This is a genomic window from Micromonospora sp. NPDC047756 (assembly GCF_055587245.1).
On the sequence record NZ_JBVJGQ010000004.1, the window covers coordinates 558,949 to 576,155 of the forward strand.

13 protein-coding genes are annotated in these 17,207 nt (G+C 71.6%); 4 read left to right on the forward strand and 9 right to left on the reverse strand.

From position 1 onward, the window contains the following. Window positions 1–157: 157 nt before the first annotated feature. Entirely contained in the window at window positions 158–388 is a 231-nt protein-coding gene (locus tag ACZ6NZ_RS15800) for a hypothetical protein (RefSeq protein WP_465858735.1), read from the reverse strand. 31 nt (window positions 389–419) lie between these two features. On the opposite strand from ACZ6NZ_RS15800, the gene ACZ6NZ_RS15805 reads away from it, so the two are divergent. Then, window positions 420–710, forward strand: coding sequence for a hypothetical protein (locus ACZ6NZ_RS15805; protein ID WP_465858736.1), 291 nt, complete (start codon window positions 420–422; stop codon window positions 708–710). A gap of 20 nt (window positions 711–730) precedes the next feature. On the opposite strand, the gene ACZ6NZ_RS15810 is transcribed toward ACZ6NZ_RS15805, so the two are convergent. The 5 genes from ACZ6NZ_RS15810 to ACZ6NZ_RS15830 all read right to left on the reverse strand — a co-directional run bounded on the left by ACZ6NZ_RS15810 (window position 731) and on the right by ACZ6NZ_RS15830 (window position 9,226). Continuing rightward, window positions 731–2,140: a class II fumarate hydratase gene (locus ACZ6NZ_RS15810; RefSeq protein ID WP_465858737.1), complete on the reverse strand. Its 1,410-nt coding sequence runs from the start codon at window positions 2,138–2,140 to the stop codon at window positions 731–733. Between the two features lie 35 nt (window positions 2,141–2,175). Next, window positions 2,176–5,157: an AfsR/SARP family transcriptional regulator gene (locus ACZ6NZ_RS15815; protein WP_465858738.1), complete on the reverse strand. Its 2,982-nt coding sequence runs from the start codon at window positions 5,155–5,157 to the stop codon at window positions 2,176–2,178. A 257-nt stretch (window positions 5,158–5,414) separates the two neighbouring features. Continuing rightward, entirely contained in the window at window positions 5,415–7,082 is a 1,668-nt protein-coding gene (locus tag ACZ6NZ_RS15820; protein WP_465858739.1) for a fumarate hydratase, read from the reverse strand. Window positions 7,083–7,207: 125 nt separating this feature from the next. Continuing rightward, window positions 7,208–8,650, reverse strand: coding sequence for an outer membrane protein assembly factor BamB family protein (locus ACZ6NZ_RS15825; protein WP_465858882.1), 1,443 nt, complete (start codon window positions 8,648–8,650; stop codon window positions 7,208–7,210). A gap of 72 nt (window positions 8,651–8,722) precedes the next feature. Next, window positions 8,723–9,226 carry an Lrp/AsnC family transcriptional regulator gene (locus ACZ6NZ_RS15830; RefSeq protein WP_366610909.1) on the reverse strand — a complete coding sequence of 168 codons (504 nt, stop codon included), beginning with the start codon at window positions 9,224–9,226 and terminating at the stop codon, window positions 8,723–8,725. A gap of 139 nt (window positions 9,227–9,365) precedes the next feature. On the opposite strand from ACZ6NZ_RS15830, the gene hppD reads away from it, so the two are divergent. The 3 genes from hppD to hisC all read left to right on the forward strand — a co-directional run bounded on the left by hppD (window position 9,366) and on the right by hisC (window position 12,939). Beyond that, the gene (gene hppD, locus ACZ6NZ_RS15835) at window positions 9,366–10,571 is read left to right on the forward strand and encodes a 4-hydroxyphenylpyruvate dioxygenase (RefSeq protein ID WP_465858740.1); all 1,206 of its coding nucleotides are present in this window, start codon (window positions 9,366–9,368) and stop codon (window positions 10,569–10,571) included. Window positions 10,572–10,846: 275 nt separating this feature from the next. Beyond that, complete coding sequence (locus tag ACZ6NZ_RS15840) at window positions 10,847–11,839, forward strand: RDD family protein (RefSeq protein ID WP_465858741.1); 993 nt, start codon at window positions 10,847–10,849, stop codon at window positions 11,837–11,839. Further along, the gene (hisC, locus tag ACZ6NZ_RS15845; RefSeq protein WP_465858742.1) at window positions 11,836–12,939 is read left to right on the forward strand and encodes a histidinol-phosphate transaminase; all 1,104 of its coding nucleotides are present in this window, start codon (window positions 11,836–11,838) and stop codon (window positions 12,937–12,939) included. Before ACZ6NZ_RS15840 ends, hisC begins: the two co-directional genes overlap by 4 nt. A 72-nt stretch (window positions 12,940–13,011) precedes the next feature. Here hisC and ACZ6NZ_RS15850 read toward each other — a convergent pair whose 3' ends face one another. The 3 genes from ACZ6NZ_RS15850 to ACZ6NZ_RS15860 all read right to left on the reverse strand — a co-directional run bounded on the left by ACZ6NZ_RS15850 (window position 13,012) and on the right by ACZ6NZ_RS15860 (window position 17,186). Further along, on the reverse strand, window positions 13,012–14,004 hold the full coding sequence (locus ACZ6NZ_RS15850; protein ID WP_465858743.1) for a hypothetical protein: 993 nt from the start codon (window positions 14,002–14,004) through the stop codon (window positions 13,012–13,014). Between the two features lie 22 nt (window positions 14,005–14,026). Next, window positions 14,027–14,581 (reverse strand): hypothetical protein, encoded by a 555-nt coding sequence (locus ACZ6NZ_RS15855; RefSeq protein ID WP_366610918.1) that lies wholly within the window; start codon window positions 14,579–14,581, stop codon window positions 14,027–14,029. Window positions 14,582–14,693: 112 nt separating this feature from the next. Further along, window positions 14,694–17,186 (reverse strand): Ig-like domain-containing protein, encoded by a 2,493-nt coding sequence (locus ACZ6NZ_RS15860; protein ID WP_465858744.1) that lies wholly within the window; start codon window positions 17,184–17,186, stop codon window positions 14,694–14,696. Between the last annotated feature and the right edge of the window lie 21 nt (window positions 17,187–17,207).

Sequence of the window (17,207 nt, forward strand, 5' to 3'; positions counted from 1 at the left end):
CGCCCGCTCCCCCGTGCCGGGCGGTCCCAACCCCACCGAAGCCGACCGATCCACCAAGATCGCGCTCGATCCTGGAAACAGTGGTCTCCTGGCGCGAGAAGGCCACTACATCCAGGATCGAGCGCGATCTTGACACGAGCAACGCAGCGCAGAGCGGTCAGCGCAGCTCAGCACCATCGGCGCGGTCGCCGCAGCGCAGCCCCGCCAGCGCGGTCGCCGCAGCGCAGCACCATCGGCGCGGTCGGCGCAGCGCAGCACCATCGGCGCGGTCAGCGCAGCGCAGCACCATCGGCGCGGTCGGCGCAGCACCGCCGGCGCGGTCAACGCAGCGCAGCACCGCTAGCGCGGTCAACGCGACGCGGCCGGCGCGAGCGGGGGGTGATGCCACGAACGATTCAGCTCCAAAGGAGGACCCCACCATGCCCCGGAGCACCCTGGGCGGGCTCACCACACGCTCCTGCCGGCCGCACCTGCCGCTGCGCCCACTCTGGCTCTGCCGGGTCTGCGCCGCGCCCTGGCCCTGCCCCATGGCCCGACTTGCTCTGCGGCAGGAGTACGCGCACGACCGGATCGGGCTGAGCATCTACCTGTGCACGGTGCTGCACGAGGCGGCTCACGACCTGTACCTACTCAACCCGCACGACGGCCCCGACCCTGCGGCGCTCTTCACCCGCTTCCTCGGGTGGGCGAGACCGCGACACCTACCCTGAGCAGGGCAGGCCAGGACGGGTCAGGGGTGGGTCATCCGGAGCAGGTCCAACGTCTCGTCCAGTTGCGCCTCGGTGAGCTTGCCGGAGTCGACGTGACCGCGGGAGATGACCACCTCGCGGATCGACGCCTGCTTGGCGAGCGCCTCCTTGGCGATCGACGCGGCCTCGTCGTACCCCAGGTAGCGGTTGAGTGGGGTGACGATCGACGGTGAGCCCTCGGCGTACGCCAGGCAGACCTCGGCGTCCGCGACCAGGCCGACCACCAGTCGGTCGGCGAAGAGCCGGCTCACCGCGGAGAGCAGCCGGATCGACTCCAGCAGGTTGCGGCCCATCACCGGGAGCATCACGTTCAGCTCGAAGTCGCCCTGCGAGCCGGCGAACCCGACTGTTGCGTCGTTGCCGACCACCTGGGCGCAGACCTGCCGCATCGCCTCGGCGACCACCGGGTTGACCTTGCCCGGCATGATCGACGAGCCGGGCTGGAGGTCCGGGATGCGCAGCTCGCGCAGACCGGCGCGGGGACCGGAGCCCATCCACCGGATGTCGTTGGCGATCTTGTAGAGGCCGATCGCGACGGTCCGCAGCTGCCCCGAGGTTTCCACGAGCGCGTCCCGCGCGCCCTGCGCCTCGAAGTGGTTACGCGCCTCGCTCAGCGGCAACCCGGTCGACTCTCGCAGCTTGTCGATCACGGCGGCGGCGAAGCCGAGCGGGGTGTTGATGCCGGTCCCGACGGCGGTGCCGCCCAACGGCAGCTCGGCCAGCCGGGGCAGCGCGCCCTCCAGCCGTTCGATTCCGTAGCGGACCTGGGCGGCGTACCCACCGAACTCCTGGCCGAGGGTGACCGGGGTGGCGTCCATCAGGTGGGTACGCCCGGCCTTGACCACCGTCTCGAACTCGGCGGCCTTCGCCTCCAACGCCGACGCGAGGTGGGCCAGCGACGGCAGCAGATCCTCGACGATGAACTGGGTGGCCGCCAGGTGGATCGAGGACGGGAAGACGTCGTTGCTCGACTGGGAGGCGTTGACGTGGTCGTTGGGGTGCACCGGTGCGCCCAGCTCCCGGGTGGCCAGGGTGGCGATCACCTCGTTGGTGTTCATGTTCGACGAGGTCCCCGAGCCGGTCTGGAACACGTCCACCGGGAACTGGTCGTCGTAACCACCGTCGGCCACGTGCGCGGCGGCGGCGGTGATCGCGGCGGCCACGTTGGCGTCGATCACGCCCAGCTCGCCGTTGACCTCGGCCGCCGCGCCCTTGATCTGGGCGAGGGCCTTGATCTGGGCCGGTTCGAGGCCCCGGCCGGAGATGGGGAAGTTCTGCACCGCGCGCTGGGTCTGCGCCCGCCACAGCGCCTCGGCGGGCACCTCCACCTCGCCCATCGAGTCGCGTTCGATGCGGTAACCGGTCGCCTCTGGAGTCGTCACGCTCACCATCCTGCCGCGCCCGTGGCCGACTCGCAGATGATCCGTCAGCCCAACTCGGCCAGCAGCCGTTCCACCTCGTGCCGGTCCGGCGACTCGACCTGCCGGAACAGCGTCAGCGCCTGCTCCAGGTGCGCGCGGGCCGCCGTCGGATCGGTGGCCCGTACGCAGCGGGCGATGCCCTCCAACGCCCGGGCCTTCTCGTAGCGGCTGCCGAGCCGACTGGCGTCGGCGAGCACCCGGCGGTGCAGGTCGAGCGCGCTGACGGCGTCGCCCTGCTCCAGCATCGCCCGGGCCAGCAGATTCCGGGAGGCACACTGACCGATCCGGTCGCCGGCGTCCACCATCGCCACCAGCGCCTGCCGGTGCAGGGCGGCGGCGCGATCCGGCTGCCCGGCGACGCGTTCCATCACAGCGATCTCATTGAGCACCTCACCCTCGCCGAACCGGTTGCCGCCCAGCCGTTTGAGGTACAACGCCGACCGCAGCAGACGGCGGGCCGGGCCCAGGTCACCCATCCGGTGCCGGATCATGGCGAGATGCCCCATCGCGTTGTTCGTCTGCCGGAGGTCCCTCGTCTGCCGGGCCAGCAGGAGGTGCAGTCGAGCCAGCCGCAACGCCTCGTCATACCGCCCCCAGCCGATCAAGGTGTAGGACAGGTTGTTCAACAGATTGCTCAGGGCGTCCGCGTCCTCCGGACCCCGGATCAGGGCGAGCGCCTCGTCGAACTTCGCCTCAGCCTGCTTCAGGTCGCCGTTGGCGCCGTACGAGACACCGAGGTTCCACAGCGTGGTGAGCACGTCGCCACGTAGCCCAATGCGGCGGCGCAGACTGAGCGCCACCTCCATAGCTCTGATCGCCTCCGGGAGCCGGGCCAGCCGGAAGTAGGCCGAGGAGACGTAGTTCAGCATTGTGGCGATGGCAGCGTCGTCGCCCAGCTGCTCGGCGACACGAAGCCCGATCGTATGGGTCTCGATCAACTCGTCGAGGTGCCCGCCGTCGAAGTTCAGCCGCCAGCAGGCCCGGGCCAACTGCCAGCACTGAACCGGAAAGCCCTCCTCCTCGGCCACCCGGACCAACGCGGTCAGACCGGCGTGATTCTCCTCGAACCACGCCCGCCCCTCGAACACCGGGGCGGCCAGCAGATCAGGTCGGCCGGGCGTGTGCGCTGGGATGCTGAGGCGGCTGCCGGCCGCCTCGATCATCCGGGCGATCGCCAGCGTGACGGACAGGTGATGGTCCAGCAGCCGCTCCACCGCGACGCGGCGCTCCGGTTGCCATTCAGGGGCGGCGAGCAGCAGCCGGGCGTACTCGCGGAGCAGGTCGTGCAACCGGTACCGTCCCGGCTGCACCTCCTCCACCAGGTGGGCGTCGACCAGCTCGTCGAGCAGTTCCTGAGTGTCGGCCAGTGGCAGCCCGGCGAGCGCCGCGGCCACCCGGCTGCCCAGGCGTCCGCTCGGGTAGAGGCCAAGCAGGGGAAACAGCCGCTGCGCCGGCGGTGAGATCTGCGCGTACGACAGGGCGAACGCCTGCCCGATCGAGCGCTGTCCGGCGGTCAGCTCGGCCAGTGGGCCCGCCCCTGCGACCAGCCGCTCGGCAAGGTCGGCGACCTGCCAGCGAGGCCGGTGCGCCAGCCGCGCGCCGGCCAGCCGGATGGCGAGCGGTAGATGGCCGCAGCGGCGCGCCACCTCGGCCGCTGCCTCCGGTTCGGCGGCGATCCGCTCCATGCCGGCCACGCGACCGAGCAGCTCGGTCGCCTCGTCGGCGTCGAGGACCGGCAGCGACGACGGCCGGCCCTCGTCGAGCCCGACCAACCGGCGACGACTGGTGACGAGCACGAGGCAGTTCGGGCCGTTGGGCAGCAGGGGCGCCACTTGGTCGGCGCTGGCCGCGTTGTCCAGCACCACCAACGCCCGCCGGCCGGCCAACTCGATGCGCCAGAGCGCCAGCCGGTCGTCCAGGTTTTCCGGCACCCGCTCGGTCGGCACACCGAGTTGACGGAGCAGGGCTGCCACCGCGGTTGCCGGTGTCAACGGGCGACGTTCGCTGTGCCCGTGCAGGTCGACGAAGAGCTGGGCGTCGGGATAGCGGTCGGCGAGCGCGTTGGCGACGTGTACGGCAAGCGTGGTCTTGCCGCTCCCCGGCATCCCGTCGATCACCTGGATCCGGGTGCCGTCCTCCTCGATCTCCTTGACCAGGCGGGTCACGGTTGCCTGCCGGCCGACGAAGTCACCGATGGCCCGGGGCAGTGAGCGGACCGGAGCGACCGGTCGCGCTTCTCGACCGGCCAGGGCCAGGTCACCGGCGAGTACCCGCTGGTGCAGTTCCTGCAACCCGGCACCCGGTTCGATGCCCAGCTCGTCGGCGTAGAACCGCCGGCCCTCACGGTAGACCGCGAGCGCGTCGGCCTGTCGCCCGACCGAGGACAGCGCCAGCATCAGTTGACCGCGCAGGCGCTCCCGCAAAGGGTGCCTGTCGACGCTCTCCGCCAGTTCCTCGATCAGCTCGGCTGCCTGACCGAGGCGCAGCTCGACGTCGACGCACTCTTCCAGCGTGGTGAGGCGCTGCTCGTCGAGTGCCTGCGCACGACGGCGGACGCTCCGGCTCGGGATTCCACCGAGCGCCGGCCCGCGCCACAACGCCAGAGCGGCGCGGAATTCGGAACGGGCGTCGACCAGCCGGCCGGCCGCGACGGCAGCCCGGGCCGACTCCACACCTCGAGTGAAGACCTCGGCGTCCAGGTCGGTCGTTCCGATACGTACGCCGTAGCCCGCTGGGTCGGTGACGATGATGTCCGATGCCAGCTCGAGTTCGGTGAACCGGCGGCGCAACCGCGACACGCAGGTCTGCAACTGGGCCCGGGCGGTGGCTGGAGGATCGTCCTCCCACACGGCGTCCACCAACTCGTCGACCGGCACGAGGCGGCCGGCCCGCAACAGCAGCGTGGCGAGCACGATCCGGTCACGTCCCGCGGTGACAGTGGACTCTCCACCGCCCACCCGCAGGGGCCCCAGGATCCCGAACCGCATCTGCTCCCCCGCTTAACTGTGCAACTTCCAGCAGCGTAGTCCGAGGGTGACAGCTCGCCTCGGTCAGGCGATAGCGATCCGATAGCGGATCAACAGCGGCGCTGAGCACACTCACTGTGGGTTGTCGGTGACGGCATCCGACGGGGGCGGTGCGCCCGTCCCTCCCCAGGGGGCGGGCGTACCGATGTCGGCAGAGCACGGATGACCGAGCGGGCGCCGGGCGAATTCGCCCGGCGCCCGTTCGCGTGACTGTCGGGTCAGCGGCGGCCGACGGTGAGCACCGGCTTGGTGACCTCGGCGAAGAAGTCGTTGCCCTTGTCGTCGACCACGATGAAGGCGGGGAAGTCCTCCACCTCGATCTTCCAGACCGCCTCCATGCCCAGCTCGGCGTATTCGAGGACCTCGACGTGCTTGATGCAGTCCTGGGCGAGGCGGGCTGCGGGGCCGCCGATCGAGCCGAGGTAGAAGCCGCCGTGCTGCTGGCAGGAGCGGGTCACCTGACCTGACCGGTTGCCCTTGGCCAGCATCACCTGGGAGCCGCCGGCGGCCTGGAACTTCTCCACGTAGGCGTCCATCCGGCCGGCGGTGGTCGGGCCGAACGATCCGGACGCGTACCCCTCGGGGGTCTTCGCCGGGCCGGCGTAGTAGACCGCGTGGTCACGCAGGTACTGCGGCATCGGCTCCCCGGCATCCAACCGCTCGGCGATCTTCGCGTGGGCGATGTCCCGGGCGACCACGAGCGGCCCGGAGAGCGAGAGGCGCGTCTTCACCGGGTACTTCGACAGCTCCGCGCGGATCTCGTCCATCGGCCGGTTCAGGTCGACCCGGACGACCAGCTCGGCGTCGAGCGCATCGTCGGTGACGTCGGGCAGGAACCGCGCCGGGTCGGTTTCGAGCCGCTCCAGCCACACGCCCGACGGGGTGATCTTGGCGACGGCCTGGCGGTCAGCCGAGCAGGAGACGGCGATCGCCACCGGGCAGGACGCACCGTGCCGGGGCAACCGGACCACCCGTACGTCGTGGCAGAAGTACCGCCCACCGAACTGCGCGCCGATGCCGAAGTTGCGGGTCAGCTCCAGCACCTCCGCCTCCAGCTCCAGGTCGCGGAAGCCGTGCGCGCTCATCGAGCCGGCGGTCGGCAGCGCGTCGAGATACTTGGCGCTGGCGTACTTCGCGGTCTTCAGCGCGTACTCGGCGGAGGTGCCGCCGATGACGATGGCCAGGTGGTACGGCGGGCAGGCCGCGGTGCCGATCAGCCGCAGCTTCTCCTCCAGGAACTGCATCATCCGCGTCGGATTGAGCAGCGCCTTCGTCTCCTGGTAGAGGTACGACTTGTTGGCCGAGCCACCGCCCTTGGCCATGAACAGGAACTTGTACGCGTCGGGGTGCCCGTCCGGGTCCTCGGCGTACAGGTCCACCTGGGCGGGCAGGTTGCTGCCGGTGTTCCGCTCGTCCCACATGGTCAGCGGGGCGAGCTGGGAGTAGCGCAGATTGAGCCTGGTGTACGCCTGGTAGACGCCCCGGGAGATGGCCTCCGCGTCGGCACCGTCGGTCAGCACGTGCCGACCGCGTTTGCCCATCACGATGGCGGTGCCGGTGTCCTGACACATGGGCAGGACACCGCCGGCGGCGATGTTGGCGTTGCGCAGCAGGTCCAGCGCGACGAACCTGTCGTTCGGCGAGGCGGCCGGGTCGTCGATGATCGCCCGGAGCTGCGCCAGGTGCGCGGGGCGCAGGAAGTGCGCGATGTCGTGCATCGCCTCGGCGGTCAGCGCGGTGAGCGCTGCCGGTTCCACAGTGAGGAACCGACGGCCTCCCGGGCCGTGTACGACGTCCACGCCCTCGTCGGTGACCAGGCGATAGTCCGTCTGGTCGGGACCGGTCGGCAGCAGAGGGGCGTACGAGAATGCGGCGGCACTGCTCATGAGCGGCAAGCCTAGGGCAGACCGGTCGATCACTCCCACCCGCCGGGCGGGTCCTGGGACGTCGCTCTCATCCACCGGGCGCGCCGGGCCCGACCGCCATCCGGATCATGAGACGAACGGCCCGCTCAGCCGTCCTTGCCGCCACCCGGGTCGGGGCAGAGTTCCCGCTTCGGCCCGCAGTCGCCGTTGTCCGGCCCGCCGGGGCCGGGGCCGCCCGGCCCGGGATTCCCACCGTCGTCGGGGGGTCGGGCGGGCGAGTTTCCGGACGCGCCGAACCGGACGTACCCGATCTCCCGCCCCTCGCCGATGATCATGCCCTGTGATCCGACGGCGAGGGCGTTCGCCGAGGTGCGCAGAACGGCCAACTCCCGGCCGGTGCGCGGGTCCAGTGCCGCCAGCCGGGACGGCTTCTCGTCGGCCACCACCGCCGCGTACGGGGTGAGCGCGGCCCCGGCCTTGCCGCTGGCCTGCCGCGTCCAGAGCACCTTGTCGGTGCCCAGCTCACGGGCGATGACCGAGCGTTTGTCGGCGGCCCGGAACACCGCCGAACGATCGTCCACCGCGATCAACTTGGTGCCCGGCTCACCCACCCAGAGCAGCCGGCCGTCGTACCCGTCGATGACGGTCTCGCGGCCGTCCGGGGCGACGCCGATCAGCACGTTGCGCGCGCCCTGCGGGTCCTCGCGTTGCACGCAGCCGGCGGAGTCGGCGGTGCGCAGGTTGATGCCGGCCCGCTGCCAGGCCTCCTGCCCGGTCGCCGAGTCCCGGGCGGAGATGGCGAAGTAGCAGGTGCCGTCCTGGGAGCGGGCGGAGATGCGTAACAGCCGGCCGCCCACCACGGAGAGCCGCTCCTCCCGGCCGGGCTCGACGTTCTGCAGCACCCGGCCGGTGGCGGTGTCGACCACGTGGACCCGACCGTCGACCGGGAAGCCCAGCAGCGGAGGCGCGGCCTCCGCGCCGGCCACGCCGTCGTCGATCCGGGTGGCGGTGAGCCGGCGGGTGCCGCGCAGACCCGGATTGTCGGCGAGCAGGCCGCTGTGCACGCCGGGCAGGAAGGCCGTCCAGAGCGGCGTCGTGCCACGCGGGTCCCAGGCGCTCAGGGTGCAGTCGGTGGCATCCGTGCAGCTGGCGTCGAGGAGCAGGTTGCGGTACGTCCAGACGGCCACCGCGTCGTCGTCACGCCGCCGGGTCACCCCGGTCGTCGGATCGAGCAGTTCGTACCCCTTGACCAGGAGCTTGCCCACGGCCACGACCGGATCCCGGTCGCCGCCGGCGACGGCCGCCCAGTCCGCCTTGCGCTCCCAGAGCTGGGCGCCGGTGGCCAGGCTGCGCGCCTCGACCCGGGTGCGCTGCTCGACCACGACGGCGTCGCCGGCGATGGTCACGCTGCGCGGGGTGCCGCCGACCCGTTGCTGCCAGACCACGTCGGGCTCGGAGATGGGTTCGCTGCGGTCCACCCAGTCCCAGAGGCCGGGGAACGGATTCCACACACCGCTCGCGGCGAGCGCGACGACCACGGCGAGGCCGAGCAGCAGCCCACCGCGCACGCTCCCCTTCGCCACCCGCACACCGTAGCCACGATCACGGATCTTCCGTACGCCCACGCCGCCGTGTCGCCGCGCTTTCTGCGCTCGGAGGTGTTACAGCGCCCTTCCGTCCAGCCGAACAGCGCTGCGCACCAGCGGAAGCGTGCGATAGGGGATCTGCTCGGCCAGCGCGATGATCGTCGAGGCGCGGGTGATGCCGGCGGACGAGACGATCTGGTCGATGACCCGTTGCAGGTCGGTGTTGGAACGGGCCACGATCCGGCAGAGCAGGTCGCTGGAGCCGGTGATGGTGTGCGCCTCCAGGACCTCGGGGATGGCGGCGAGGTGAGCGGTGACCGGGTCGTGACCGTGCCGCTGAGTGATCTCCAGGGTGACGAAGCTGGTCACCCCGAACCCGATCGCCGCCGGCGCGATCTCGGGGCCGAAGCCCTTGATGACCTGCCGCTCGACGAGCTTGTCCAGCCTCGCCTGCACGGTGCCCCGGGCCACCCCGAGCCGCCGGGAGCACTCCAGCACCCCGATCCGCGGCTCCTCGGCGAGCAGTTCGATCAAGCGCACGTCGAGCGCGTCGAGCTTTACATTCTGCTCACCATTCATGAGTGACGACCATACCGAATGCACAACCTGACCAGCGTTTCCGCCAACAGTTGCCCACTCGATGCCGGGCCAGCGATCCTCGCCTCAAGAACCGACCACGGCGGCCCACAAGGCCGGCCGGTACGCGAGGGAGCCCACCATGACCCAGGCGATCGACCGACCCAAGTCGACCGAGGACGTCGACGTCGACCGGCTCGTCGGCGCTGTCGACCACGACATCAGCCACGACCCGTTCCCGGTCCGGGGCCTCGACCACGTGCACTTCCTGGTCGGCAACGCCAAGCAGGCCGCCCACTACTACTCCACCGCCTTCGGCATGACCTGCGTGGCGTACCGCGGCCCCGAGCAGGGCTACCGGGACCACGCCCAGTACGTGCTGACCAGCGGCTCGGCCCGGTTCGTGCTGACCGGCGTGGTGCGCCCGGACGCCGAGGGCGCCGAGCACGTGGCCCGGCACAGCGACGGGATCAGCGACATCGCGCTGGAGGTCCCGAACGTGGACGCCGCGTACGCGCACGCCATCGCACAGGGCGCAGCCAGCGTCGTCGAGCCGCACGACGTGACCGACGAGCACGGCACCGTCCGGATGGCCGCCATCGCCGCGTACGGCGACACCCGGCACACGCTGGTCGACCGGTCCCGCTACACCGGCCCGTTCCTGCCCGGCTTCGTGGCCCGGGGCCCGATCGTGGACCGGCAGCCGATGATCGACGCCGGCATCCAACCGAAGCGCTTCTTCCAGGCCGTCGACCACGTGGTCGGCAACGTGGAACTGGGCCGGATGGACGAGTGGGTCGAGTTCTACAAGCGGGTGATGGGCTTCTCCAACATGGCGGAGTTCGTCGGCGACGACATCGCCACCGACTACTCGGCGCTGATGAGCAAGGTCGTGGCGAACGGCACCCGCAAGGTGAAGTTCCCGCTCAACGAGCCGGCGATCGCCCGCAAGAAGTCCCAGATCGACGAGTACCTGGAGTTCTACCAGGGCCCGGGCGCACAGCACATCGCCGTCGCCACCAACGACATCCTGGCCAGCGTCGACGCGATGCGCGCCGCCGGCCTGGAGTTCCTGGACACCCCGGACTCGTACTACGACGACCCGGAGCTGCGCGAGCGCATCGGCAAGGTACGGGTGCCGATCGAGGAGCTGAAGGCCCGCAAGATCCTGGTCGACCGGGACGAGGACGGCTACCTGCTCCAGATCTTCACCAAGCCGGTGCAGGACCGCCCCACCGTCTTCTTCGAGCTGATCGAGCGGCACGGCTCGCTGGGCTTCGGCAAGGGCAACTTCAAGGCGCTCTTCCAGGCGATCGAGCGGGAGCAGGAAGCCCGCGGCAACCTGTAACACTTGCGGGCGTGACGCAACCTCCGTCGTACCCGACGCCGCCGGCCGGTGGGCCCCGACCCACCGCCGGCGGCTTCGCGCCGCCGCCCGGACCAAACCGCCAGGGGTACGCCCCGCAGTACCGCCATGCCGAGTTCGAGGGAACAGCCGTCGTTAAGGTGTCCCAGTGAGCGAGCGAAGCGGAGCGGTGACGGCGTGAGCGAGCGCAGCGAGCGAACCAGCGGGTTCAGTAGCGTGGCGCCTCGCGCCGTCGCGAAGCGAAGCGGAGCGACGGCGTGAGCGTGCAGCCTGGTTGGTACGTCGACCCCGCCGACACCGAGACCCGGCGTTACTGGGACGGCGAGGGTTGGCTCGGTGCGCCCATTCCCGTCGACGCGACCCCGCCGGACGGTCCGCCGCCGGCCGAGCCGCCGCCCGCGCCGGTCACCCCGGCCGCGCCGGCGGCTGCGACGACCCCCGAGTCGGCGACCGGCGCGCCGGGCTGGTCGCCCCCGCAGGGCCCACCCCCTGGGTACGGCCCGCAACCGGGGCACGGCCCGGGTTGGGGACCACAGGCCGGGCCTCCCGGCTGGGGCCCGCAGGGCGATCCGTCGGGCTGGGGCCCGCAGGGTGCCCCTCCCGGCTGGGCGCCGCCGGCCGGTCAGCCCGGCTGGCCCGGACGTCCGCCGGAGCCGCGACCGCACGGCTTCAGGTTGGCCGGCTACGGCCGCAGGTTGGTCGCCCGACTGATCGACTTCGGTCTCGTCCTCGCACTGAACGTCGTCGTCAACGGCTGGTTCGTCTGGCGCTGGGCGCAGGAGTGGGCACCGTACTGGCAGGAGGTCTTCCGGCGCGCGTCGCGCGGCGACACCTCCGCCGACGGCCTGCCGCTCCCCAGTGAGCAGGCGAATTCGCTGCTGGTGGCGATCCTGCTGATCGCCACCGCGCTCTGGCTGGCGTACGAGGTGCCGACGATGGCCTCCGGCGGGCAGACGGTCGGCAAGCGGGTGATGCGGATCCGGGCGGTGCCGATGACCGCCGACCAGCCGCTGGGCGTCCGCCGGGCGCTGAGCCGCTGGAGCACGATGGGCCTGCCGACCCTGCTCTGGTACTGCGCCGGGCTCGGCCTGGTGCTGCAACTGGTCGACGCGCTCTCCCCCCTCTTCGACCACCCCCTGCGCCAGGCGTTGCACGACAAGCGCGCACAGACGGTGGTCGTCGAAGTGCCTCACCACACTGATACCGCCCCCTCGAACGACCGTAACCAGCCCCCGGGAGACACCCCATGACCGACTCCGGACGTCACCAGCCGGCGCTGCGGCTGACCCGCGTCGACCTGGACGCGCTGCCCAGCTACGTGCCGGGGCGCAGCCCCGCCGACCTGGCCCGCGAGTTGGGCCTGCCGGAGGCCATCAAGCTGGCCAGCAACGAGGTGCCGTACGGCCCGCTGCCCGGCGTGGTGGAGGCGGTCACCGAGGCCGTCACCACCTCGCACCGCTACCCGGACATGGGCGTGGTCGCGCTGCGCGACGCGCTGGCCCAGCGGTACGGAGTGGACGCCGACCGGATCGCCACCGGGTGCGGTTCGGTGGCGCTGGCCGAGCACCTGGTGCGGGCCACCTGCCTGCCCGGCGACGAGGTGCTCTACTCGTGGCGGTCCTTCGAGGCGTACCCGATCATCGTGGCGACCAGCGGCGCGACCAGCGTGCGGGTGCCCAACGACGCCGGGCACGGGCACGACCTGGCGGCGATGGCCGCGGCGGTGACCGACCGGACCCGGGTGATCTTCGTCTGCAACCCGAACAACCCCACCGGTACGGCGGTGCGGCGCGCCGAACTGAACCGGTTCCTCGACGCGGTGCCGGACGACGTGCTGGTGGTCATCGACGAGGCGTACCGGGAGTTCGTCACCGACGAAGAGGTGCCGGACGGTCTCGACTACCTGGACCGGCCGAACGTGGCGGTGCTGCGCACGCTGTCGAAGGCGTGGGGGCTGGCCGGGCTGCGCATGGGGTGGCTGGTCGCCCAGCCGGTGGTGGCCGCCGCCATCCGCAAGGTGGCGACCCCGTTCTCCAGCAGCACGGCGGCTCAGGCCGGCGCGCTCGCCGCGCTGACCCAGGTGGCGGAGATGGAGCGCCGCTGCGCCCTGGTGGTCGCCGAGCGGGACCGGGTCACCGAGGCGCTGCGCAAGTTCGTGCCCGAGGTGCCGACGAGCCAGGCCAACTTCGTCTGGCTGCCGCTGGGCGAGCGGGCGGTGGCGTTCGGCAGGGCGTGCGAGGCGCGCGGGGTGATCGTGCGGCCGTTCGCCGGGGACGGGGTCCGGGTCACCATCGGCACCCCGGCCGAGAACGACGCGTTCCTGGCTGCGGCCGAGGCCGCGCTGGCCTGACCGCCCGGCCCGGTCCGCCCGGTGGGGCGGACCGGGTGGGACGGCAGGTGGGCCGTCCGGCTTCCGCCCGGCTCAGCTCAGCCGGGGTGCCCGCAGCGGCGTCTGCCGCCGGCGGCGCACCACGAGCAGCAGGCCGGCCAGGAGCACCAGACCGACGACGAGTGAAACGCCGACGATCATCGACAGGTCGTCGAGCCCGAAGGTGCTGGCCGGCTCGCCCGGGTCCGGGAAGGTGATGGTGGCGCTCGCGGTCTCCTTGACCAGCCCGCTGGTCAGCGTCAGGTCCGCCCGCCACGGGCCGTTGGGCAGGTTCGGGGGCAGCGCGACGGTGACCGACCCGGACTGCGCCGGGCCCAGGGTGGTCCCGTCGACAACGTCGAACGGGCCGGCCCGTACGCCCGCCGGACCCTCGGCCAGCGCGAGCATGCCGGTCAGGTCCAGCGCCCGGCCGCCGGTGTTGCGGACCGCGACGGCCAGGGTGGCCTGCCCCTCGGCGGTCCGTCCGGCGGTGAACGCGCCGATGGCGAAGCTGGACGGCGGCTCTCCGCCCGCCCCGACGTCGAGGTAGACCCGGATGCCCACCCGGTGCACCTGGGTGACGTTGCCGCCGTCCTTGGGCTCGGAGGTGACGGCGGCCCAGATCACCGCGTACCGCTCGCCGGCCGTCGCCTTCTTCGGCACGCTGATCGTCGCGGTCAACTCTGACTCGTCGCCGGCACCGAGGGTGACGGTGGAGCGGTCCAGCGATGTCCAGGAGGACAGCTCGTTGGCGCTGCGGCCCTCGCCGAACCGGAACTGTCCCCCGTCGACGGTCGCGGAGGCCGGGTACAGCTCCAGGCGGTACCGGCTGTCGGAGCGGTTCACCACCTTGATCTGGCGGCTGATCGTGCTGCCGGGGGCGAGGTGGTCGATGATGTACGTGTGGGCGCGCGGGTCCGCCCGCCGATCAACAGGTGCTTCCAGCAGTTGGATGCCGATCCTGTCCCGCTCCGGATCGGGCGCGGCCGCCCCGGCGGATGCCGGGGCAGCCGGGGTGGCGGCGAGCAGCGCGGTCAGTGCCGCCACCGCCAGACGAGGCCCGAACCGGTCAGGCCACCGAATGTGTCACCGTCCCGGTGTAGGTGCCGACGATCGCCGACGCGGGAACGTTGACGTTGAGCGTCGGCGACCAGGCCACGCTGTTGGTGCCGGTGCCGCCGGTGTGGGTGAAGGCGACGAGCGGGTTGACGGTGTCCAACGGCTGGGCGTTGGCCGAGGTCAGCTGGCCGGGGGTGAACGTGCCGTTGCCCTGCTCCTCCGCGCCGGGGCCGGACCAGTAGTCGATCTGGCTGGCGAGGATCCGCTCGCTGGGGCTGCCGCCACCGGTCTCGAAGTGGGTCGAGGTGACGGTGGCGGTCCATGACGCGTCGGGAGCACCGCGCTGGTCGGTCACCCGCACGGTGCCGATGGAGCCGCTGAGGACGGCGCCGGGCAGGCCACTGCCGAGGCTGGCCGTCTCGGGAGCGGTGATGTCGAGGCCGGCACCGACCACGTTGAACGTGACGACGGTGCTGTCGGTCGGCGCGGCGACCGCGGGGGTGGCCAGCGCGAGGCCCGCCCCAGCGGCTACGGCGGCGCAGGCCGCCATACGAAGAGAGCGCACAGACTTCCTCACTTCCAGTTCGGGTAACGCCAGTTGGCGGCGGCCACATCAGCCACCCGTCTACTTTATGACTGTCTGTCCGTATTGTGTAAGTTTGCGCTTCAGGTACCTCTTACGCGACCGAATGCACGATCGTCGCCTGGTACGCGCCCACCACGAGCGACGGATCCAGCGTCACGGTGAGGCTCGGATTCCACGTCACCTCGTTCGGGCCGGTGCCTCCGGTCCACCGTGCGGCGATCTGTGCGGCGCCCAGGGCCGCACCCGGCTGCGGCAGGAACGTCCCGGTGCCGATGGTCTGCACCGCGGGACCTGAGGAGTACGTCACCGAAGCACCCGGCACCACCCCACCCCCGCCACTCGTGAAGCTGGTGATCGAGACCGTGGCCGTCCAACTGCCGGACTGCGCACCGCGATCGTCGGTGACCACGACGGCGCCAAGCTCCCCGTTCGCTGTCGGAACGCCCACCCGTACCGTGGGCAGCGCCGCCGTCTCCGGGGCACTGATCGAGAGGCCGGAACCCGCCGCCGGACTGACCACCACCGTGACCCGACCCGTGGCCCGGCCGTCACCCGGGTCGCGGACCGTGTACTCGAAGCTGTCCTCGCCGGCGAAGCCCGCTCCCGCCGTGTACGTGCACCGCACGGTGCCGCACACGAAGCTGCCGTTGCCCGTGCCGCCGGTCGCCGGCACGACGGAGAGCGGGTCGCCGTCCACATCGGTGTCGTTGGCGAGCACCTCCACCGCCACCGGCGTCGCGCCCGCCGTCGTCGCCCGGTCGGCCACCGCCACCGGCGGATCGTTGACGGCGCTGACGGTGATGGTGCCGGCCGCCGAGGCGGACCGCCCGGAGGGGTCGGAGACGGTGTAGCTGAAGCCCACCGGTCCGTTGACGTTCGGTGCCGGGACGTAGGTGCACGCGCCGGAGGCCGTGCAGGTCAGCGTTCCCTGCACGGTCGGCGTCGGCGTGACGGTGAAGGTGACCTCGTCCCCGTCCGGCTCCACCACGTAGTCACGCAGGGCGAAGGTGAGAACGGTGTCCTCGGCCGTATCGACCTGGACCGCCTGCGCCTGAGGGCTGTCGTTGATGTCGGTCCGGGTGGGGTCCCCCACCCCGGCCGCCGACGGATCGTCGGTGAGATCCGTGTAGATGGTGCTCGACGTCGGTGATCCATAGCTGATGCTCGCCTGGTTGGCCACCGTGACGCCCGGTGCCGGCGAGTTCGCCACCCGCGCACGGAAGCGGATGGTGCTCACCGCGCCCGTGACCAGCGTGCCGCCCGCCGAGGCCGTCGCGCCGGTGCCCAGGTTGGCCACCACCCGGTTGCTGGCAGCGACGTAGCCAGCCTGGTCGTCACCGGCCGCATCGGTACGGCTGACGCCGTTGACGCTCAGAGACCCTGGCACGTACGTGGTGACCGCCGGAATGGCGTCGGTGAGCTGCACCGTGGTGGCGTTCTCGTTGCCGCTGGAGGTGACCGAAACCGTGTACTCGAGTTGGTCGCCGGGTTCGACGCGGCTCCCGCCGCCCACCCGGCCGACCGTCTTGGTGGCGATGACGTCCGGCTCCAGGATGTCGATCGCGGTGAAGAGCGCCATCGGCTCGTACGACTCGCCGCCGGTGCTGAACGCGACGGTGGCCGAGGTCTGCGCGTTGCCGATCGAGCCGGCCGGCGCGGCCAGGTAGTCGATGTCGAAACCGAGCTGGTTGACGTAGTTCGGGTTCTTCGCCGTCACCCGGGAGCCGAGCCGGGTGATCGAGCTGTTGAAGAAGTTGGTCGCGGGGTTCAGGGCGTCGGTCAACGCGACACCGTTGAACGAGATCCCGTCCCCGGTCAGCCCGGCGTCTCCCTCCGAGGCGACCGCCCCGATGCGCGCCGTCACCGCACCCGAGCTGGGGGTACGGAAGCCGGAGATGGTGGTTGTCACCCGGGAGTCGGCCGCGGCGGAGCTGATCTCGGCGTACCCGTCGAAGACCGCCAGGTTGCGAAGCGGCTGGGCGGGGTCGCGGATCGCGGCGACCAGGGCCCACCCGCCGCGCGCGTTGGCGCCCAACGTGGTGGTGAGGCCGCCAACCGTGTAGCTGCCGCCGCCGGTGACGAGCGAGGTCACCTCGGCGAACGCCGAGTACGCGACCCCACCGTTGGTGGCCACCTTGCCGGTGCTGACCTGCCCCTGGAGGGTGCCGTAGGACTGACCGGGAGGGGCGAGCCGGATGCTCGGGCGTCCGGGGTCACCGCTCGCGGCGCTGCCCATCCACCAGAGTCCGGCCCAGAGCACCGTGGCTCCGGTCGGCACGGTCAGCGTGGCGCTGCTCGAGTTGGTCGTCGCGGCGACGCTGTCCACGTCCACGTAGCGGGCGGTGAAGTCGTTGTTGTTGGCGCTGGTGCCGGCCTGCCCGGTGGCACACGGACCGGACGGCGTCGAGCAGGTCACCAGGGTGTTGCCGGCGAAGATGACGTCCCCGCGCTCGCTTTCCTGAAAACGCGGGGTGAACGTGCGGACCAGCGCCGCCGAGGCGGGTTGCGCGGGCAGGACCACCAGACCACCGAGCAGCACGAGCAGGGCGGCGGCAGTGGCCGCCGTTCGTCGGAGAAACCGCATTGAGGCTCAGCCCTTCAGTCT

Excerpts from the sequence above, each read along its gene's own strand:
- ACZ6NZ_RS15805 (WP_465858736.1), top strand. The coding sequence starts at position 420 with ATGCCCCGGAGCACCCTGGGCGGGCTCACCACACGCTCCTGCCGGCCG.
- ACZ6NZ_RS15810 (WP_465858737.1), bottom strand. The coding sequence starts at position 2,140 with ATGGTGAGCGTGACGACTCCAGAGGCGACCGGTTACCGCATCGAACGC.
- ACZ6NZ_RS15815 (WP_465858738.1), bottom strand. The coding sequence starts at position 5,157 with ATGCGGTTCGGGATCCTGGGGCCCCTGCGGGTGGGCGGTGGAGAGTCC.
- ACZ6NZ_RS15820 (WP_465858739.1), bottom strand. The coding sequence starts at position 7,082 with ATGAGCAGTGCCGCCGCATTCTCGTACGCCCCTCTGCTGCCGACCGGT.
- ACZ6NZ_RS15830 (WP_366610909.1), bottom strand. The coding sequence starts at position 9,226 with ATGAATGGTGAGCAGAATGTAAAGCTCGACGCGCTCGACGTGCGCTTG.
- hppD (WP_465858740.1), top strand. The coding sequence starts at position 9,366 with ATGACCCAGGCGATCGACCGACCCAAGTCGACCGAGGACGTCGACGTC.
- hisC (WP_465858742.1), top strand. The coding sequence starts at position 11,836 with ATGACCGACTCCGGACGTCACCAGCCGGCGCTGCGGCTGACCCGCGTC.
- ACZ6NZ_RS15860 (WP_465858744.1), bottom strand. The coding sequence starts at position 17,186 with ATGCGGTTTCTCCGACGAACGGCGGCCACTGCCGCCGCCCTGCTCGTG.